Below are 19,906 nucleotides of genomic sequence, written 5' to 3' on the forward strand. Positions count from 1 at the left end.
GCGCTACCGGTCGTCGTTGCGTCGGTAGCGAAGGGATCGACGCAGCCGTGGTAGCGCCAGGCCATGCCTGGCGGATGCCATCAGGTGCCGCTGCGCTCGCCGGGCGCGGCCCGGCGCTACCGGTCGTCATTGCGGCGGCGCATCGATCCATCCTGCGGCGAGCGCGGCGCGCAGATCGTCCGCGTCGTCGATATCACGAAGGGACGTATCGCTGATGCAGAGGGCGACGCCCGGGGTCTGCCGCAACCGGCGACCGAAACCGCGGTCACCACCGCTCTCCGGCAGGCCGCTGAACCATGCGGCGGGGACAACAGCCGGCGAGCCCGGCACGCCGCCTTCCAGCGTGGCAGCGCAGCGGCACGGCGTGCTGGCCGCAGCAGCGAGCAGGGCGCGAAGATGTGCTGCATGGAGGCGGGGCTGGTCACAGACCAGGACCAGCACGTGGCGGGCGGTGCCGAGGTGCGGCGCTGCCAGCCGGAGACTGCTGCCGATGCCCAGCGCGGGCGCGGGATTCTCCACCTGGACGGCGCGCAGTCCGCTCAGTTCCGAACCGAAGGCGGGGCCCTGCGGCGTCACGACGATCAGGACATCCGGATCTGTTTCAGAGGCGAGCCGCGCCGCACGCCGCAACAATGATTCGCCATCGACCTGCAACCACTGCTTGGGTCGGCCCAGGCGACGGCTCAGCCCGGCGGCGAGCACTACGGCCGCGTGGCCGCTCACGTATTGCCCAGTGCGCTGCCGTGACGCCATGCCTGCAGCTGGGCGGTGATGCTCAGGGCGATGGCTTCAGGCCCCCGTCCGCCCAGTGCGAGGCCGATGGGGGAGCGCAGCCGGGAGTGCAGTGCGGCGCGCGTATCTGCGTCCAGCACCTTGAACAGATCCTCCCTGCGCTGTCGGGGGCCAAGCAATCCGATGAAAGGGATCCTTGATCGGGAAAGCAATCGCAACGCATCCAGGTCCAGCTCGAAGTTGTGGTGCATGACCAGCGCTGCATCCACCTGGTGGCCTGCTTGTGCCTCGTTCTTCTGTTGCAGCGACGGCAGGCGCGCCTGCCACGCACTGCGCGGCTCCACGATCTGTATCAGCCAGCCCTGGTCTTCCAGCATTGGCACCAGCGTCGCGGCCTCAGGCCCGGCGCCATGCAGCTGTACCAGCGGTGGCCGGTGCCACTGCAGGCGCCAAGCGCGGGTGTCGATGGCCTCGTCGCTGTCGAGCACCGGCAGTTGGATGCTGAACGAAGATCCAGCACAGCGACCGTCGATACGACCCTCGGTTGCCAGGGACAGGTGCAGGCTGTCACGGCCCTGCAGCCAGACATCCAGGCAGCCTGCCAGGCCCGGCAACCGGTGCAACGGCAGCAGTGCGATCCACTGGCAGCCGCGACAGCCCACGGCGTTGCCGGAGAACAGCGCCGCATCATCGCGGGTATCAATCTTTACCCAGGTGACGCGTCCTTCCGCTGCAACCCTGCAGGCCGCACGTGCGAGTTCCGGCTCGAGGCAGCCACCACTGAGCCAGCCGATCTGTTCGTCGCCGGCAAACAGCACGCAGGTCCCCGCACGGCTGTAGGTCGAGCCCTCGGTCTGCACCACGATGGCCAGCACCGCCGGAGAGCGCATGCGCGCGGCATCGGCAGCAGCACGCAGCACGGGCCGTGCATTGCCCGTTTCAAGGTCCAGGGGTGCGGGAAAAAACGCCGTTGTCATGCGAGGTCCGGCAGGCCTGCCAGCAGCTTGTCCAGCGTCAGTGGGTAGTTCCTGACCCGTACACCGGTTGCGTTGTAGACGGCGTTGGCGATGGCGGCACTGACACCACACAGACCCAGCTCACCGACGCCCTTGGCTTTCATCGGGGATGACACCGCATCTGCCTCGTCGAGGAACACGACCTCCTGGTGCGGCACATCGGCATGCACGGGAACCTCGTAGCCTGCAAGGTCATGGTTGACGAAGAAGCCCAGGCGCGGGTCGACGATCAGTTCCTCCGACAGCGCAGCGCCGATGCCCATCGTCATCGCGCCGATGACCTGGCTGCGTGCCGTCGTGGGATTCAGGATGCGTCCCGCAGCGCAGACGGCCAGCATCCGCCGGATGCGCGTTTCGCCCGTCGCGACATCAACGCCGACCTCGACGAAATGCGCAGCGAAGGTGGATTGCTGGAATTTTTCCTGCAGGGTGTCAAATTCGATGCTGTCCTCGGCAACCAGTTCGCCGCTGCGGGTCGCCTCCGTCAAGGCAGCCCGCCGTTGCCCATCGATGACATGGCCATCCTCGAACCGTGCCACGGACGGATCCATTTCCAGCGCGCTGGCAACCTTGGTCCGCAATGCCATGCAGGCCGCGTAGACACCGGCAGTAGAACTGTTCGCACCCCATTGGCCGCCAGAGCCGGCGGCAACCGGAAAGCGCGAGTCGCCCAGCTTCACGGTGACCTGGTCCAGGGGAACGCCCAGCATTTCGGCGGCGGTCTGGCCGATGATGGTGTAACTGCCTGTACCGATATCGGTCATGTCGGTCTCGACGGTCACGCGGCCATCAGTGGACAGGCGCACGCGCGCGCCGGACTTCATCACCAGGTTGTTGCGGAAGCCGGCGGCCACACCCATGCCGACCAGCCAGCGTCCATCGCGGCTGCTGGCAGGGGCAGCGTTGCGACGCTCCCAACCGAAGCGCGAGGCACCGGATTGCAGGCACTGCACCAGCTGGCGCTGCGAAAATGGGCGTGACGGGTCGCTGGGGTCGACCTGGGTGTCGTTGCGGATGCGGAACTCGATCGGATCCAGCCCGACCTTCTCTGCCATCTCATCCATGGCGATTTCCAGGGCCATCAGTCCGGGCGTCTCGCCGGGCGCGCGCATCGCGTTGCCTTCGGGCAGATCCAGTGCGGCCAATCGCATGGCGGCCAGCCGGTGCGCGCCGGCGTACAGGAAGCGGGTCTGCTGCACGGCTTCCTCAGGCGAGCCCCCCGCCAGGTTGCCTGACCACGATTCGTGTCCGATGGCGGTCAACGTTCCGTTCGGGGACGCGCCCAGCCGGATGCGCTGGATGGTGGCCGGGCGGTGGGTCGTGTTGTTGGCGACCAGCGGGCGTTGCAGCGCCACCTTGACCGGGCGCTTCGCCGCGCGTGCCGCGAGCGCTGCGAGCAGGGCATCGGAGCGCAGGAACAGCTTTCCGCCAAAGCCTCCGCCAATGTAAGGCGATACCAGGCGGACGTTGTCCTTGGGGATGCCCAGAGTCCTGGCCAGGTCCGTACGGCCCCAGTCGATCATCTGGTTGGACGTCCACACGGTCAGGTGGTCACCGTCCCACGCCGCCAGCGTTGCATGCGGCTCCATCATGGCGTGTGACTGGTCAGGGGTGTGATACGTCGCATCCAGGGTGATGTCGGCCTGCTGGAACGCCTTTTCGAAGTCGCCCACCCGGGCATCGGGCTCGGGAGTCTTCAATGACGACTCATCCTTGCGGGCCGCAGCCAGGTCGAATGAACCGTGCCGCGGTGCGTAGCGCACGCGGACCTTGGCGGCCGCCGCGCGTGCCTGCTCGAAGGTCTCGGCAACCACCACCGCCAGCGCCTGGTGGTAGTGGCTGATCGTCGGGCCACCGAGCAGCGGCGCGGCGTTGCGCTTCACGCGCTGCAGCGGCCCGGCATTGTCGGCAGTGACGATGGCCAGCACGCCCGGCGAGCGGTGGGCGGGCTCGAGGTCCAGTGAAGCGACGGCTCCGGCGGCGATCCCTGCACCCACCACCACGCCGTAGGCCGGTGTCTCGGGCAGTGCGTCATGCCATTCGTAAGCGTAGGTCGCCTTTCCGGAGACCTTCAATGGACCGTCGATGCGCGGGTGCGGTTGCCCGACGATCTTCTCTGCATCGATGGGATTGGTACCAGCAGGCGTATTGAACTTCATGCGCGCGCCCTCAGGTCATGCAGGATGGATGCCAGCGTGCGTTCGGCCAGTACCGCCTTGAAGTGGTTCTGGCCGGTCGGTGCCGCACCCAGCAACAGCGACGACATGACGGCCGAGGCTCCCTGCGGCAGTGCGGCGTCGGCGGCGTCGCTGCGCCATGGCTTGTAGGCCACGCCGCCCAGCGCGACGCGTCCGCTGCCATCGGCCTGCACGATGGCCGCAACCGAAACAAGCGCGAACGCGTACGATGCGCGGTCACGCACTTTCCGATAGACATGGGTGCCACCTGCCGGGGGTGGCAGGATCACCGCCTGGATCAGCTCGCCTCGCAGCAGCGTCGTCTCCAGGTGTGGGGTTGTTCCGGGTGGGCGGTACAGGGCATCCAGCGCAATGCGCCGACGGGTGCCGTCGGCACGCAGTGTTTCTACCGACGCGCCCAATGCCATCATCGCCACGGCCATGTCACTGGGATGCGTGGCGATGCAGTCTGCGCTGCCACCGATGATCGCCAGCTGCCGGCTGGCGCCTTCCACTGCGGCACAGCCGCTGCCCGGCAGGCGCTTGTTGCAGGCCTGGGCCGTATCGTAGAAGTACGGGCAGCGCGTGCGTTGCAGAAGATTGCCTGCCGTGGTTGCCTTGTTGCGCAGCTGCCCCGAGGCACCAGACACCAGCGCCCGGGTCAGCAGAGCGTAATCGCGGCGCACGCGTGCGTCTGCGGCCAGGTCGGTATTGCGCACAAGTGCACCGATCCGGAGGCCGCCATCGGCCGTCGCTTCGATGCCGTCCATGCCCAGCCCGTTCACATCGATCAGATGCGTCGGTGTTTCCACTTCCAGCTTCATCAGGTCCAGCAGGTTGGTGCCCCCGGCGATGAAGCGTGCGCCCGGCGCGCGCGTGGCGGCGGCAATGGCCTCGGCCGCGCTGCCGGGGCGTTCATAGGTGAAGGCCCTCATGAGCGCTTCCCCGCGGCATCCTGGATCGCGTCGATGATGTTGGAGTACGCGCCGCAGCGGCAGATATTGCCGCTCATCCGCTCGCGGATCTCTTCAGGTGTCAGTGCCGCAGGCGCGTCCAGGCGTGCAGTGACGTGGCTGGGGACACCGCGCTCGATTTCGTCCAGCACCGCAACGGCCGAGCAGATCTGGCCCGGCGTGCAGTACCCGCACTGGAACCCATCATGCTTGACGAAGGCGGCCTGCATGTCGCTGAGGTTGCCGGGTGATCCCATGCCCTCGATGGTGGTGATGCTGGCGCCCTCATGCATCACGGCCAGGGTCAGGCATGCATTGATGCGGCGGCCGTCCACCAGCACGGTGCAGGCACCGCACTGCCCGTGGTCGCAGCCTTTCTTCGTGCCGGTCAGCTGCAGGTGCTCACGCAGCGCATCCAGCAAGGTGACGCGGGTATCAAGCAGCAGTGAGCGGTTCGCACCGTTCACCTTGAAGGTTACCTGCGAGGTGACCGGGGCACGTGCCGCGGAACGATCGGGCTCGGCGGCGGCGGCGACAGCGGCCGGCATGGCCATGGTCGTGGCCGAGCCCGCACTGAGCTTGAGCATGTCGCGGCGCGTGAGCGGAAGCTTGGAAGGGGGATTCATCGTGACTCCGCTGGCTGCAGTCGGCTGACGGGATTGCGTGTCAGCATGGCCGCGCGGCGGTGGGCGGGTGGTGAAGCTCCGCCCTGCTACCCGTTCAGCTTGCTTGCTGTGAGGGTGGATGGCCAGATGATGACAGCACCGCGCGCACCCGCGTGGCCAGTTCGCCGATGGTGAAGGGCTTGCCGATCAACTGCACGTTCGCGTCGAGCACGCCATCGTCGACCAGCGCATTGCGGCTGTTGCCGGTGGCGAACAGCACCTTCAGGTGCGGATGCCGCGCCAGTGCCTGGTCGGCCAGCTGCCGCCCGTTGACCCCGGGCATCACCACGTCGGTGAACAGCAGGGCGATGTTGGGATGCGCCTGCAGCAGGTGCAGGGCGCTGGCGGCACCATCGGCCGACAGCACCTGGTAGCCCAGTTCGGACAGCGCATCGACCGAGAACGCGCGCACCGCCGCGTCGTCGTCCACGACCAGGATCTGCTCCGCGCCACCACCCGACAGCGGGGCTGCAACGGTTGCGGCCGCCGGCAGTGCGTCCACCTCGGCCAGCAGGCGCGGCAGGTAGATCACCACGGTGGTGCCCGCGCCCGGCGTGGACTGCAGGCGGACGTGGCCGTTGGACTGCTGTACGAAGCCGTAGACCTGCGACAGACCCAGGCCCGTGCCCTGGCCGACGGGCTTGGTGGTGAAGAACGGATCGAACGCGCGCGCCATCACGTCCGCCGGCATGCCGCTGCCGGTGTCGGTCACCGCGATGCGCACATAATCGCCGGTGGGAATGCCACCGTGCTCGGCCACGTCTGCCAGGTCGATCTGGCAGTTGCTGGTCTGCAGCTGCAGGCGGCCACCGCCCGGCATGGCATCACGCGCGTTCACGGCCAGGTTGAGGATGACGTTCTCCAGCTGGTTGGCATCGGCGTGCGTCCACCACTGGCCGCCGCCCAGCACGGTTTCCAGGATGACGCTGCTGCCGAGCGAGTGCACCAGCAGGTCGGTCATGCCGGCCACCAGGTGGTTCACGTCCAGGGCAACCGGCTGCAGCGGCTGCTGCCGCGAGAAGGCCAGTAGCCGCTGGGTCAGCTGGGCAGCGCGCTGGGCGCCATCCAGGGCCATTTCGATGTAGCGCACCGCGCGGGCATCGCTGTCGCCGATGCGCAGGGCCAGCAGGTCCAGCGGGCCGATCACCGTGGCCAGCATGTTGTTGAAATCATGCGCGATGCCGCCGCTGAGCTGGCCGACGGCTTCCATCTTGCGGCTCTGCCGCAGCGCGTCCTCCACCCGCATGCGCTCGGCCACTTCGGCACGCACCCGCGCTTCGAGCTGCTCGTTGAGCTCGCGCAGGCGCGCGTCGGCGGCCTTGCGCGCGGTGATGTCGATGGCCACGCCCAGCATGCGCACGCAGCGCCCGGCCTCGAAGATGCCTCGGCCCTTGGCCGCGACCCAGCGCACGATGCCATCTTCCTTGCCGACCGTGCGGTACTCCACGTCGTAGCTGGCGCGCCGCTGTGGATCGGCGGAGGCCTCGAGCGCCGCCAGCGTTGCGGCACGGTCATCGGGGTGCAGGCCGGTACGGAAGTCATCGAAGGTCACCTCCGCATCGGAGGAAATGCCGAACATTGCCTTCGTGCGCGCAGGCCAGAGCAGGATGTTCTGCACCAGGTCGAGATCCCACAGCCCAAGCTCGCCTGCTTCGGTGGCCAGGCGCAGGCGTTCCTCGCCTTCGGCCAGCGCGGCTTCGGCGGCCTTGCGCCCGGACAGGTCGAGCATGGCACCGATCATCCGCAGCGGGCGCCCATCGGCATCGCGCAGCACCGCGCCACGGTCGAGCACGGCGGCATAGCTGCCGTCGGCGCGGCGGAAGCGGTACTCGCCGTTCCAGGTCGTGCCATCGCCGTCGATGACGGCATGGATGTTGCGGTCGATGCGGTCGCGGTCTTCGGGATGGATGTGGTCCAGCCACCACTGCGCGCTGGTCTCCATCATCGGGTGCCCGAACAGGCTGGACAGTGCTTCGTTCCAGACCACGTGGCCGTCGACCATGCGCCAGTCCCACACCGCATCGTTGGTGGCCTGTGCCGCCAGGCGGTAGCGTTCCTCGAGGTCGAGGCGGTCGGCCTCGGCGGACTTGCGGTCGGTGATGTCCAGCGAGGTGCCGACCAGGCCGATGACCTCGCCATTGCCGTTGCGCAGTGGCGCCTTGGTCGACAGCCACCATGCGCGGCGTCCATCGGAGAAGTTGATCTCTTCTTCGAGCTGCTCGCCTTGTCCGCTGGCCATGATCCGCTCATCGGTCGCCATGACCGCCGCGGCCTGCGCCGGGTCGGCCAGCAGCTCGGCATCGGTGCGCCCGACATACTCCGCGGGCGTACGCCCGATCAGTTCGGTGGTGCCGCTGTTGCCGATCAGCAGGCGGCCCTGGCGGTCCTTGGCGTACATCACGCCTGGCGCGGCCTCCACGAAGGAACGCAGCAGGGCCTGGGCCTGGTCGCGCTCGGCCTGCACCCGCAGGCGCTCATCGATATCGATCAGGACGCCGGGAAAGCTTTTCGCCCGCCCATGCTCATCCAGATCGACGCGGCCGATGCTTTCCAGCCAGTGGTATCGGCCATCGGGGCCCTGCGTGCGGTACTGGTGGGCGAAGCGGCCACCGTGGCGCACCGCGTGCTCGATGGCGGCCACGAGGCCGGGCAGGTCATCAGGATGGACCGTGCCCAGCACGTCGTGCAGCTGCAGCTTGCGCTGGGCCAGCGCCGGGTCGAGGCCAAACGCACGCGCCAGCGCTTCGTCCACGGTCAGCTGGTCGCGCGGAACATCCCAGAACCATGTGCCGACGATGGCGCCTGCAGCCAGCGCCATGTTCACGCTCTCGGTGGCATGGGCGGCTTGGGGCAGGGAAGCGGGAGGCTGGTTCACGCACGATCTCGAGCGACGGGACACTGCCTGCCGCGGTCAGCGGCAGGCAGATCAAGGGCCGCCAGTCTAGATCAGTCGCTTGTCACGGTAGCGTGGTGCCGGCTCAACTGCCGCCGGGTTTCACCCGCATCACGCGTTTGCGGTACTCGTAGACGTTGTCACCGCGCACGCGCCGTTCCTGCGTGCCGGTGATCGAATCCACGCGTCTGTCCGAGCCGGTGACCGGCTTGGCGTCGATCGCGGTTTCGCGTTCGAACGAATGCGATTTGTCGGTATTGCGGTAATAGCGGTACAGCGCCCAGTACAGCGCCGTAGCACCGGCCGGGCCGGCCGCCAGCAACCAGAGACCACTGTCGTCACTCATGTTGTCGCCACCAGGAAGGCAATTGCGAGGGCTTCGATGACGGTGCCGGTGGCCAGGGCGGCCAGCAGCATCTTCCACTGCTGCACCGGCACGCTGCCCATGGTTTCGCCGGTACGGCCGTTCACCGCGATGTAGTGCAGCATGCCGCCTTTGGCGCCGGGCTGGTGGTAGGAGTACAGCCATACCGGCAGGTACATCGACACCCAGCGGGTGCCATGCACGTCCAGCTGTTCCTGTTCCCAGCGCACGCCACGGTCGTAGCGGCGCACGCTGGCCTGGACCTGGGCACGGGCGATCGACAGCAGCTGGTCCTCCAGCCGCGGGCGCAGCTTCTCCACATCCAGGTTGCGCTTCTCCGAGGTGAAGCCGGCCAGGTAGGACGCGTTCCATTTGACCGCGTTCTTGGTGTCGAACGGCAGGATGGTGTTGATGATGTTGTTGGTATTGGTCTGCGTGTCGAGATTGCCGCGCTCGGCAGAGGATTCCAGCGGCAGGTCGTCGACGGTGAAATCGACCTGGCGCTCGACCTGGTAGATGTCCGCGTCGTAGTAGGTCTGCTTGTTCTTCTCGGTACCGCGGGTGTATTCGCGGGTCTTGATCTCGCCCTTGCCGGCCACGGCCGCGCTGACGTTGCTGTCCACGATCATGTAAGGCAGGTACACGCCCACCACGTTTTCCGGGGTGAACTGGTCCTTGAACGCCTTCAGCGCGAACATCCGCCGCTTGTCGACGAACTGGCGGATCCGCGCGACGGCGTCGTCCTTCTTGATGTGGAAGGGCAACACCGCATCGGGCACGGCACCGTTGCTGATCTGCTCGTTCACGCCGAACACGTGGCGGCACCAGTGGCAGCGTGCGGTCATCGTGCTCTCGGTGTTGACGGTGACCTCGGCGCCGCAGCCGCTGCACTTGAAGGTCATCAACGCAGAGGTGTCGGCGTCGATGTTACGCGCGCCGGAGGCGATGACGGTGCCCTGCAGCTGGTCCAGCGCTTCACCCAGCCCGAATTCCTCCTCCACCCGCGCACCGTGCCACTCGTGGCGGCAGTAGAGGCAGACCAGGATGTCGGTGCCAAGCTTGGGGCGGATGTCGGTGGCGCCGCACTTCGGGCAGCGGTTCAGGCCGTCCTTCAGCTCGCTGGCGGAGGTGTCGATGGCCAGCGGATCGGGGGCCTCGACGTCATCACGGATGGCCTGCGGCAGCGTGCTGGTATCCAGCGGGAAGCTGCCGGGCAGGGGCGGGACGTCCTGCGGCGAACCCGGGCCGTCCAGCTTCGCCGCCGGCAGGGGCGGGGGCGAAGCGGGATCGGCCTGGGGCAGCGGCGGAGGGCCGTTTCTGGGGTCGGACATGGTGTCTGCGCGCCCTGCGTCTTACAGGCCCAGCGCCTTGGCCTTCAGCGCGTCGTAGTCGTCCTGCGTGATCAGGCCCAGGTCCAGCATTTCCTTGGCCTTCTTCAGCTTGGCCACCGGATCATCGGCCGCCGGTGCAGCGGGCTGCTGCAGGTTGCCTGCGCCGAACATGCCCGACGCCATGCCGACACCGACCAGGCCTGCCGCGCCGCCGTTCTCCCCGGCCGACTGGATGCCCTGGGCGACACTGGCCTGCAGGTTGGAATTGCCGCGCGAACCGGACAGCGCATCGGCGCGCTGCACGGTCTTCAGCAGTTCACGGGTGTTGGCGTCGTACTCGATCGAAACGATGGCGGTCTTGACGATGGCCAGGCCACGGTCGGACTGCCACTGGTAAGCCTGCTCGACCGCGGCCGACAGGCTGTGGGCGAAGCCGATCGAATCCTGCTGCAGCTTGGTGATGCGGTTGCCCTTGGCCGGGTCGTTCGTATACAGGCTGAACGCCGGTGCCAGCGAACCCACCACCTCATTGAACAGCTGGGTGGCGGCGGCATTGTCCATGTCGGTGAAGTCGAACACCTGGCCCGGACGCAGGTAGCTGGCCGGCACGAAGTTCTTCACGAACAGGATCGGGTCGACGATCTTCAGCGTGTACGAGCCACGGGTGACCGCGCCGACCTGGGTGTTGAGGAAGCCATCGTCCCAGTAGATTTCAGACTGGGTGCCGAACCGGTTGTCGGGCAGTTCCTTCAGCGAGACGAAGAAGGCGGCCTGCTGCGAGCCCGGCTGGCCACCGAACTTGAAGCGTTCCCAGCTCTGCTTGATGAAGGTGCTGACCAGGCCATCGCCGGCGAAGATCGACTGCGAATTGAGATCGTCCGAACGCCATTCGTAACCACCGGCTTCGGCCACGAAGGCGGTGATGGCGCCGTCCTGGAACAGCAGCAGGCCGTAGCCTTCAGGCACGATGATCTTCGAGCCGTTGCTGATGATGTTGGACGAGCCGCTGGTGTTGGAGCCGCGCCCGGCGTTGGTGCCGTTCGGCACGGCCGCGAACAGCGCCGCCGTCGATGGCAGGCCCGTCGGCACGGTGTAGAAGTCCTTCCACTGGTCGGCCAGAACACCGCCCACTGCACCTTTGACCGCCTGTACCAGACCCATGACCTGCTCCCTGTGGTTACCGGACAGGCACCGTGCCTGTCGTGCTCGGCTGACTATAGAGGAGCGGGGCGGTGCCTCGCCACCGGTGCCGCAGGCGCGCATTCATGCACGGCAGGCCAGACAGAACCGGCAGGAAAGGGCGGGACACGCGCCCGCCCGGAGTACTTACGCCATGGCGCGAGTGATCAGCCCGTAGCCGATGAGCATGACCAGCAGGGCCGGCAGCGTCACGAACGACGCGATCATCCAGCGCAGTGCCTTGCGCGAGGCGATGGACGCCGGGCCGGTCTGGCCGATTGCATTGAGTGACGAGGTCTTGTTGGCGTAGACGGTGGCGACGATGCCGAACGGCCAGAAGCCACAGAAGATGCTCAGGACGGCCAGGAACAGGTAGTCCTTGGGCGGAACGGCGGGTGCTGCGATCTCCATGAAAACGATTTCTCCTTGATGGGGGCGGGATTATGCCGCAGCCCCATCGTCGCCGCACAGGGCGCTGTGGCGATCAGCGCACCGATTGCGGCACCCGTCGCAGTTTGCTTGTGTCATAGCCCATTGCGGCGATACGGTCGACCGCCGCCTGGTAGTCCTGTGGCGACACCTGCGGGGTGCGGGCCATGTACCAGACGTAGTCGCGCTTGCTGCGGCCGACGATGGTCTGCTGATAGCCCTCGTCCAGCCAGGCGATGATGTACTCGGCCTGGATGGGCCAGACGAACTGCATGCCCCAGACCGCACCGGCACCTTCCTTCTCGACCCGGCCAACCGGATGCATGCTCTTGAAGGGCGCATCGAAGCTGCCCTTGCGGTAGGTGAACGTGGTGCGGATGCGCCCATCGGGCTGCAGGGCGTAGCTTTCCACCGCATCAAAGGCTTTGCGCTCGGGCCAGGACGGGATGTGGGCGATCACGTACCAGTCACCCATGAAGCGCGGCACGTCCACCGATGCCGCACGGGGCAGCGGCCGGGTGTCCTGGCTGCTGCAGCCGGCGCCGAACAGGGCCACGGCCAGCAACGAAAGCAGGGGCAGGGTGCGCATGGCGTGGCTCCTTCAGCGTGGGCGGAACAGGTAGTGGGCGACCAGCCACTGCTGGCCATCGTCATAGCCGAACAGTTCGGCGCAGGCCATCCAGAACATGCGCCAGCGCTGCCACCAGATGCGCGCCGCGGCCTCGCCGTAGGTGGCCTGCAGGATCGGCATCAGCGATCCGCGCGCCGCGTCCTGGTTGTCCAGCCAGTGGTTGGCGGTACGCTCGTAATGGGTGCCATCCAGCAGCCAGCGCTGGTCCAGCTGCAGGTGCTGCTGGAAGTGCAGCAGGGTGTCGGCGGCCGGCATCAGGCCGCCGGTGAAGAAGTGCCGCCCCATCCAGTTGTCATCGCCTTCCGTCTCGAACGGATACATCAGCGTGCGGTGGGCGAAGATGTGCACGAACAGCGCCCCGTCCGGGCGCAGCCAGCCGGCGATGCGCTGCAGCAGCTGCTGGTAGTTGCGCACGTGCTCGAACATCTCCACCGACACGCAGCGGTCGAATCGCGCTGCCGGCAGTTCCAGCAGGTTGACGTCGCGGGTGAGCACCTCGACGTTGCGCAGGCCGCGCGCCTGGCACTGGCCGAGGATGTGCTCGCGCTGGCTGTGCGAATTGGAGACGGCGGTGATGCGCGCATTGGGATAGCGTTCGGCCATCCACAGGGTCAGCGAGCCCCAGCCACACCCCAGCTCGAGGATGTCCTGCCCGTCGCGCAGGCCGGCGCGCTGCGCGTACAGCTCCAGCATTGCGTCTTCGGCCTGGTCCAGGGTTTCGTGACCGGTGCGGTAATAGCAGCTGCTGTACTTCAGGCGCTTGCCGAGGCAGGCCTGGAAGAACGCGGCAGGCACCTCGTAGTGCTGGCGGTTGGCCGCATCGACGTGCAGGGCCAGCGGACTGCCGGCGAGGTCGGCAATGCGGCGCTGGAAGCGCACGGACTGCGCGGCAAGGCCGCCCTCGGTTTCCTCCTGCAGGCGCTGCGCGCACTGGCGGCGGATGCCGGCCCGCAGGGCGACATCCGGGATCCAGCCGCGCTCGGCCCAGCCGGTCAGGCCGCCTTCGATCTGGACGGGGGGGTACAGCGTGCTGGCAGCGTTCATGGCGTGCGGTCCTGGGAAGGGGAGGTGCGGGGGAACCACGGGAAGAACATCGACGTGCTGCGCTGGTAGTCGCGGTAGTCCTCGCCGCGGCTGCGCAGGGCCTGCTTCTCGGTGAAGGGCACGCCGCTGAGGTAGCGCAGGAACAGGTACATCACCACCGGGCCGGACCAGGCCAGCCACCACAGCGGCGAGCCGACCGCGAGCAGCACGTAGGTAAACCAATGCAGCCATTCGAAGAAGTAGTTCGGGTGGCGCGAGTAACGCCACAGCCCCTGCCGACAGGTGCGGCCCTTGTTGGCCGGATTGGCGCGGAAGCGCGCGAGCTGGCGATCGGCCAGTGCTTCGCCGCCGACACTGAGCAGCCACACCGCCACGGCGGCCGCAATCCACGCGGCGTGACCGGTCGACGGGTTGCGCGCAACCGCCAGGAACGGCAGCGCGAACAGCACCACCAGCAGGGCCTGGGCCATGAAGAACCCGAAGATCTTTCCCTGGTGGCCGTTCCAGTGCCCGCGCAGGTAGCGGTAGCGGCCATCCTCGTCTTCACTGCGCACGCGGTGCCAGAGGTGCAGGGCGAGCCGGCTGCCCCACAGGCCACCCAGCACGGCCAGTGCGATGCGCGGCTGCAGTGCGCCATCGCCCAGCCAGGCCAGCAGCAGTGCGCCTGCCGCCACGCCCTTGGCCCACAGCACGTCGACCACGCCGATGTTGTGGTGCCGGCGCTGCCAGGCCCAGCCCCAGCACATCACCAGCACCGCGTAGAGCAGCACCCATCCAAGCAGGTTCATGCGCGAGCTCCCTTGTGAGCGTTCCTGTGTGCATTCATGCCGGTGTTGCCGGTGCCGCGCCGTGCCAGTGCGCACAGCAGTGGCAGCGCGATGCTCCAGCCCACTCCCAGCAGCAGCACGCCGTGCCAGGCGGGCGCAGCAAAGTGCACCGCCTGGAAACCGCGCGCGGCCGAGAGGTAGGCCAGCGGCGCCAGCAGCAGGCCGAACGCCACCGGCAACAGGCGATGGCGCTGCAGAAAGGCCATTGAACACGTCAACGTCATGGCGAAGGCCGCCCACAGCGCCATGATCCAGGGTGGTGGCGCCCAGCCCAGCGGTGCGGCGGCATAGCGCACGGTGCCGCTGGCGGCAGCGACCCCATCCACCAGCCAGGCGCAGGCGAGGGCAAGCAGCAGCAGGCGCAGTTCCAGCCGCGGCACGGGGCTGGTCAGCAGCTGGCTGGCGATGTACAGCGCCGCCGCCACCAGGGCCGGCCATTGCCAGCCACGGCCCGCGCCCGCCACTGCGCACAGCCAGACCAGCTGGTTGCCGAGCAGGTTGGCCCACGTGCGGCCCATCTCAGGCCTCGCCGCCTGCGGGCACGTCCGTGCAATAGCCCGGGCGCGCCAACAGCAGGTGCGATACGCCGATGGAGCGCTCCAGGAAGCCGCCCTCGCAGTAGGCCAGGTAGAACTCCCACAGTCGGCAGAAGCGCTCGTCGAAGCCCTGTGCCTGTACGGCGGCACGCTGGGCCAGGAAGCGCTGCCGCCAGGCGCGCAGGGTGAGGGCGTAGGAGTGGCCGAAATCCTGTTGCGCGACCAGCTGCAGGTCACTGGCCCGGGTCTTGGCGGCCATGATCGCGTTGATCGAGGGAATGAAACTGCCGGGGAAGACGAAGCGCTTGATGTAGTCGACGCTGCGCCGGGCCTGTTCGTAGCGGTGGTCCTCGATGGTGATCGCCTGCAGCAGGGCCACGCCCTCGGGCTTCAGCAGGCGCTGCAGGGTGCCCATATAGGTCTCGAGGAACTCGGCACCGATGGCCTCGATCATCTCGATGGAGACCAGCTTGTCGAACTGTCCCTGCAGGTCGCGGTAGTCCTGCATCAGCACGCTGACGCGGTCCTGCAGGCCAGCGTCCTGTACGCGCTGCACGGCCAGCGCATGCTGTTCGGCGGAAATGGTGGTGGTGGTGACGTGGCAGCCGTAGTTGCGTGCGGCATGCACGGCGAAACCGCCCCAGCCCGTGCCGATCTCCACCACGCGGTCGCCCGGCTGCAGGCGCAGCTGCTGGCAGATGCGGTCCAGCTTGCGGGTCGAAGCCACCTCCAGCGGCTCGTCGGCCTGCGCGTACAACGCCGAGGAATACATCAGGTCCGGTGACAGGAACAGGGCGAAGAAATCATTGCCCAGGTCATAGTGCGCGGCGATGTTGCGACGGCTGCCCTCGCGGCTGTTGCGGCGCAGGCGGTTCCAGCCACGCAGCAGCCAGCCGGCCGCGCGTGCGGGGCCGCGCTCCATGCCATCGAGCAGATCGCGGTTGCGCACCAGCAGGCGCACCAGTGACACCAGGTCGTCGCAGCGCCAATCACCATGGATGTAGCTTTCGCCGGCACCGACGCTGCCCTGCGCGGCCACCTTGCGGTAGAACGCCGGGTCGTCGATGGTCACCGTGGCCTGCAGGGGACCGTGGCCATTGCCCAGCAGCACCTCGCCGAAGGCATCGCGCACGCGCAGCTGGCCGTCCCGCAACGGGGCAAGCTGCGCCAGCAGGCGGCGGCGCAGGAAAGCATCCAGTGTGCCGGCGCGGGGCAGGGCCACCGAAGGCGTCAGGTTGTTCATCGCGGTTTCTCGGCAAGGGAAGGGTGGTCGTGCACAGGGTTGCGCTTCATCCACAGGCGCAGCGCCTGCCAGTGGATGGCCGCGACCACCTGCATGGTCATCAGCGGGTAGGCCAGCAGCACCCGGGCCAGGCCGCGGCCATCCAGAGGGCGGCGCTTCATCGACTGGGTGGCATCAAACTGGCGGACCCCGTCGCGCCATACCTGCATGTGCACGCGCAGCGCGTCGCCCGGTGCGCTGAAGCGCCAGTCGTAGCGACAGTCCATTGGCATGAAGGGCGAGACGTGGAAGCACTTGTCGAACTGCCAGCGCAGGCTGCCGCCTTCGTGCTGGGCCTGCTCGACCGGCAGCACGTAGGCATGCCGTTCCTTCCACGGGGTGTTGGTGATGTCGGCCACGATGCAGTCCAGCGTGCTGCCGTCAGCCTGGTAGCAGTAGTAGAAGCTGACCGGATTGAACACGTGGCCGCCGAAGCGCAGGTGCGCCAGCAGGCGCACCGGGCCGGCGGGACGGCGGCCCAGCACGGTGGCGGCGTGGTCGCGCACGGCATCGGCCAGCGGCACCCCGGCGGCGCCCAGATAATCACTGCGGCGGAATTCGGCCAGGTTGCGGCGGTTGACCGACCACAGCCAGCGCCCGGCGAAGACCTGGTCCAGCTCGTCCAGGTCAAGCAGCAGCTGCGCGACGGGATAGCGGAACGCGTGCGCATGCGGGTGGTGCCGCCGGTGCTGCACATGGCCGAAGTAGAGCGCACTGGCGGTCATGCGGTGGTCTCGGTCGGGCGCAGCGGCGATGCGATGCCGCTGCGGGAGCGCAGCGCGTCGACCGTGCGCCGCGCACTGGCGATGCCATCTTCATGGAAGCCCCAGCCCCAGTAGGCGCCGGCGAACCAGGTATGGCGATGGCCCTGGATCTCGCCCCAGCGCTGCTGCGCGCGTACCGCGGCATGGTCGTGCACCGGGTGCGCGTAATGCAGGCGGCGCAGCACCTTGGAGGGGTCGATGGCATCGCTGCGGTTGAGGGTCACCACCAGCGGCGTATCGCCGGGCAGGCCCTGCAGCAGGTTCATGCAGTAGCTGACCGTGCACGGCGCGTCCGGGTCGGCCGGCACGTGGGCGTTCCAGGCGGCCCAGGCCTTGCGGTTGCGTGGCAGCAGGGAGGCGTCGGTGTGCAGCACCGCCTCGTTGGCCTGGTAACGGATGGCGCCCAGCACGGCGTGCTCGACCGGGTCGGCATCGGCCAGCAGGGCCAGCGCCTGGTCGCTGTGGCAGGCAAGGATCACCTCGTCGAAGCCTTCGATGCCGGCGGAGCTGTGCACGCGCGCGCCCCAGGGCATGCGCTCGATCGCCCGGACCGGGGTTTCCAGCCGCTCATGCACGCGCCAGCGGCTGCGCAGGGCATCCACATAGCGTGCCGAGCCACCCTTGACCACGCGCCACGGCGGGCGGCCGGTCATCTGCAGCATCTGGTGGTTGGCCATGAACTGGACCAGGTAGCGTGCCGGGAAGTCCAGCACGGTAGCCGTTGGCGAAGACCACAGCGCCGACGCCATCGGCAGCAGATGTTCCTCCACAAACGCATCGCCGTAACGCTGCTGCCGCAGGTACTGGCCCAGCGTCGGGCCCTCGGCGTCGGCCAGCAGCAGCGGCGCATCGCGGTAGAAGCGCCGCAGGTCGGCCAGCATGCCCCAGAACCGCGGCGACACCAGGTTGCGGCGCTGGCAGAACAGCCCATCCAGCGAGGTGGCGTTGTACTCCACGCCGCTGCGCTCGCTGTGCATCGAGAAACTCATCGTGGTCGGCTGTGACGCCACGCCCAGCTCGTCGAACAGGGCGGTGAGCAGCGGATAGTGCTGGGGGTTGAACACGATGAAGCCGGTATCCACCGACAGCGGGCGCCCGTCCACGTCCACCCGATGGGTGTGGGTATGGCCGCCCAGGTAGTCGTTGGCTTCGTACAGGGTGACTTCGTGCTCGCCGTCGAGCCAGTACGCGCTGGCCAGCCCTGCAATGCCCGAACCGATGACCGCGATGCGCATGCTCAGTCCTTCGCCTTGGCCAGCACCCACTCGGGAATCGGCTTGAGACCACTGACCAGGCCCACCGCGGCCAGCAGCCGCAGCCCGTACCAGGTCAGGTCCACTTCCCACCAGCGGAAGCCCTGGCGGGCCGTCCCCGGGAAGAAGTGGTGGTTGTTGTGCCAGCCTTCGCCAAAGGTCAGCAGGGCCAGCCACAGGTTGTTGCGGCTGTCATCGCGGGTGTCGAAGCGGCGGCTGCCGAAGCGGTGGGCCAGCGAATTGATGGTGACCGTGGCATGGAACAGCACCACGGTGGAGATGAAGAAGCCCCACACCAGCAGCTGTGGGCCGGTGGTGTGCAGGCCGGGGGCCACGCGTTCCAGCAAGGCACCGATGGCGTAGAGGGCCGCGGCCAGCAGCACCGGTACCGCGATATCGAAGCGGTCCAGCCAGCGCAGTTCGGGATAGCGGGCCAGATCGGGCACGCGGGACAGGTCGGTGGCGAAGGCCTCGCGGGTCAGGAACCAGCCCATGTGGCTGCGCCAGAAGCCACCTTCGCGCGGCGAATGCGGATCCTGCGGCTGGTCGGCGTGGCGATGGTGGTGGCGATGGTGGGCGGCCCACCACAGCGGGCCGCGCTGCACGCTGGCCGCGCCGATCACCGCGAACACGAACTGCACCGGGCGCGATGCGTGGAACGTGCGATGCGAGAAGTAGCGATGGTAGAACCCGGTGATGGCAAACATGCGCACGGCATACAGCGCCAGCGCGACCGCGACTGCGGTCCACGACACCCCCACCCAGATCACGCCCAGGCACGCCACGTGCAGCAGCACGAAGGGCACTGCGCGCAGCCAGTCGATGCGGCCGCGCTGCACCGGTTCGGCCTGCGCTGCAGCGGCCTCGGTATCGAACCAGCGTCGCAGGGTGCGCAGCAGTCGCTCACGTCGGCGTGGAAGGGGCGCGGCTGCGGACATGGGCGAAGTCTCGAGGGCGTGTCTGTCTACCTCTACGCGGCAGGGCGTCAATTGGATGCAGTGAATGCGGATTGCGTGCGGCTTCACCTGCTGCTCACGGTGCAGCTCGCCACCAGCGGCTGCGACCAGGCCTGCTGCCATTGCGCCAGCGGCTGCGGCGACGCCGGCGCGGCGAAGCGGACAATGACGGCCGGATAGGCGCCGCGCGCATCGCGGAGGTTGCTGGTGCCGCGGAACTCGAGCAGGCGGCGGTCATCATCGGCATACACCAGCGACAGCCGGGGGGCGACCACGCCGTACCACGCCGCCAGGCGCACCTCGATGGCCTGCGCGGGGATGCCCTGCCAGTGCAGTGCGCCGGTCCGGCGAACGCTGACCGGGTAGAAGCGTTGCCGGCCCGGGACGAGGAAGGGCAGCTGAACCTGCTCGCCCTTCATCAACGCCGGCCAATGCGCGCGCACCGCCGCGTCGAAGCCGGTGTCGATCACCGCGTCGGCGGGTAAGGGCACACGCGCCTGGCGCTCGGCCTCCGCCGCGCTTTCCTTCCAATCGATGCTGACCTGTGTGCCGGCCACCACCACGCGTGCGGCCTGGCCGCTGCGCCCATCCTGCAGCAGGTAGCCTCGTGCCAGCGGCTGCGCGGTGCCCGGCAATTCCTTGCGGGCGAACGGGCGGCCATCCGGGCACAGGTACTGCACCCAGCGCTGCGCGCCTTCGGGCGCCCCCCGCCGCCAGTGCACTTCGCGGTAGGCGGGGGTGCCGTCGGCCAGGCTGGCAATGCCTTCGGTGCGCAGCAGGGGCGTGGCGCTGGCCACGGTGGACAGGTACAGCAGCAGCCCGGCGGTGTGCATGAGGGGTCCTGGCGGTTGGCCTGCAGGAGATACGCATGGCG

19 protein-coding genes are annotated in these 19,906 nt (G+C 68.1%); all 19 read right to left on the minus strand.

Annotation, left to right across the window (positions count from 1 at the left end):
• Positions 1-126: 126 nt before the first annotated feature.
• Positions 127-753, minus strand: coding sequence for an NTP transferase domain-containing protein (locus QMZ26_RS00235; RefSeq protein WP_283220189.1), 627 nt, complete (start codon positions 751-753; stop codon positions 127-129).
• Complete coding sequence (locus tag QMZ26_RS00240) at positions 720-1,709, minus strand: XdhC/CoxI family protein (RefSeq protein ID WP_283220190.1); 990 nt, start codon at positions 1,707-1,709, stop codon at positions 720-722. The genes QMZ26_RS00235 and QMZ26_RS00240 overlap by 34 nt, the downstream gene beginning before the upstream one ends.
• Positions 1,706-3,907: an aldehyde oxidoreductase molybdenum-binding subunit PaoC gene (paoC, locus tag QMZ26_RS00245; RefSeq protein WP_283220191.1), complete on the minus strand. Its 2,202-nt coding sequence runs from the start codon at positions 3,905-3,907 to the stop codon at positions 1,706-1,708. The genes QMZ26_RS00240 and paoC overlap by 4 nt, the downstream gene beginning before the upstream one ends.
• Positions 3,904-4,860, minus strand: a complete 957-nt coding sequence (locus QMZ26_RS00250) for a xanthine dehydrogenase family protein subunit M (RefSeq protein WP_283220192.1) — start codon at positions 4,858-4,860, stop codon at positions 3,904-3,906. Before QMZ26_RS00250 ends, paoC begins: the two co-directional genes overlap by 4 nt.
• Positions 4,857-5,504, minus strand: coding sequence for an aldehyde dehydrogenase iron-sulfur subunit PaoA (gene paoA / locus QMZ26_RS00255; RefSeq protein ID WP_283220193.1), 648 nt, complete (start codon positions 5,502-5,504; stop codon positions 4,857-4,859). Before paoA ends, QMZ26_RS00250 begins: the two co-directional genes overlap by 4 nt.
• A gap of 94 nt (positions 5,505-5,598) precedes the next feature.
• A complete protein-coding gene (locus QMZ26_RS00260; protein ID WP_283220194.1) occupies positions 5,599-8,418 on the minus strand; it encodes a PAS domain-containing protein in 2,820 nt (939 codons plus the stop codon).
• 103 nt (positions 8,419-8,521) lie between these two features.
• Positions 8,522-8,782, minus strand: coding sequence for a hypothetical protein (locus QMZ26_RS00265; protein WP_079222006.1), 261 nt, complete (start codon positions 8,780-8,782; stop codon positions 8,522-8,524).
• A complete protein-coding gene (locus QMZ26_RS00270; protein WP_283220195.1) occupies positions 8,779-10,131 on the minus strand; it encodes a TFIIB-type zinc ribbon-containing protein in 1,353 nt (450 codons plus the stop codon). Before QMZ26_RS00270 ends, QMZ26_RS00265 begins: the two co-directional genes overlap by 4 nt.
• Before the next feature lie 21 nt (positions 10,132-10,152).
• Positions 10,153-11,292 carry an SPFH domain-containing protein gene (locus QMZ26_RS00275; RefSeq protein WP_079222004.1) on the minus strand — a complete coding sequence of 380 codons (1,140 nt, stop codon included), beginning with the start codon at positions 11,290-11,292 and terminating at the stop codon, positions 10,153-10,155.
• 165 nt (positions 11,293-11,457) lie between these two features.
• Complete coding sequence (locus QMZ26_RS00280) at positions 11,458-11,721, minus strand: CD225/dispanin family protein (RefSeq protein ID WP_079222003.1); 264 nt, start codon at positions 11,719-11,721, stop codon at positions 11,458-11,460.
• Between the two features lie 73 nt (positions 11,722-11,794).
• A complete protein-coding gene (locus QMZ26_RS00285) occupies positions 11,795-12,328 on the minus strand; it encodes a lipocalin family protein (protein ID WP_283220196.1) in 534 nt (177 codons plus the stop codon).
• A gap of 12 nt (positions 12,329-12,340) precedes the next feature.
• The gene (locus QMZ26_RS00290; protein WP_283220197.1) at positions 12,341-13,414 is read right to left on the minus strand and encodes a class I SAM-dependent methyltransferase; all 1,074 of its coding nucleotides are present in this window, start codon (positions 13,412-13,414) and stop codon (positions 12,341-12,343) included.
• Positions 13,411-14,202 (minus strand): DUF1295 domain-containing protein, encoded by a 792-nt coding sequence (locus tag QMZ26_RS00295; protein ID WP_200731720.1) that lies wholly within the window; start codon positions 14,200-14,202, stop codon positions 13,411-13,413. Before QMZ26_RS00295 ends, QMZ26_RS00290 begins: the two co-directional genes overlap by 4 nt.
• Positions 14,199-14,759, minus strand: coding sequence for a DUF2878 domain-containing protein (locus QMZ26_RS00300; protein ID WP_283220198.1), 561 nt, complete (start codon positions 14,757-14,759; stop codon positions 14,199-14,201). Before QMZ26_RS00300 ends, QMZ26_RS00295 begins: the two co-directional genes overlap by 4 nt.
• Before the next feature lies 1 nt (position 14,760).
• Entirely contained in the window at positions 14,761-16,020 is a 1,260-nt protein-coding gene (locus tag QMZ26_RS00305) for a cyclopropane-fatty-acyl-phospholipid synthase family protein (RefSeq protein ID WP_283220199.1), read from the minus strand.
• Positions 16,017-16,784 (minus strand): DUF1365 domain-containing protein, encoded by a 768-nt coding sequence (locus tag QMZ26_RS00310; RefSeq protein WP_283220200.1) that lies wholly within the window; start codon positions 16,782-16,784, stop codon positions 16,017-16,019. The genes QMZ26_RS00305 and QMZ26_RS00310 overlap by 4 nt, the downstream gene beginning before the upstream one ends.
• Positions 16,781-18,058: an FAD-dependent oxidoreductase gene (locus QMZ26_RS00315; RefSeq protein ID WP_283220201.1), complete on the minus strand. Its 1,278-nt coding sequence runs from the start codon at positions 18,056-18,058 to the stop codon at positions 16,781-16,783. Before QMZ26_RS00315 ends, QMZ26_RS00310 begins: the two co-directional genes overlap by 4 nt.
• A 2-nt stretch (positions 18,059-18,060) precedes the next feature.
• Positions 18,061-19,014 carry an acyl-CoA desaturase gene (locus QMZ26_RS00320; RefSeq protein WP_283220202.1) on the minus strand — a complete coding sequence of 318 codons (954 nt, stop codon included), beginning with the start codon at positions 19,012-19,014 and terminating at the stop codon, positions 18,061-18,063.
• Positions 19,015-19,097: 83 nt separating this feature from the next.
• Positions 19,098-19,865: a hypothetical protein gene (locus tag QMZ26_RS00325; protein WP_283220203.1), complete on the minus strand. Its 768-nt coding sequence runs from the start codon at positions 19,863-19,865 to the stop codon at positions 19,098-19,100.
• Positions 19,866-19,906: the final 41 nt, after the last annotated feature.

The organism is Stenotrophomonas sp. PFBMAA-4, assembly GCF_030053215.1.
GTDB lineage: Bacteria > Pseudomonadota > Gammaproteobacteria > Xanthomonadales > Xanthomonadaceae > Stenotrophomonas.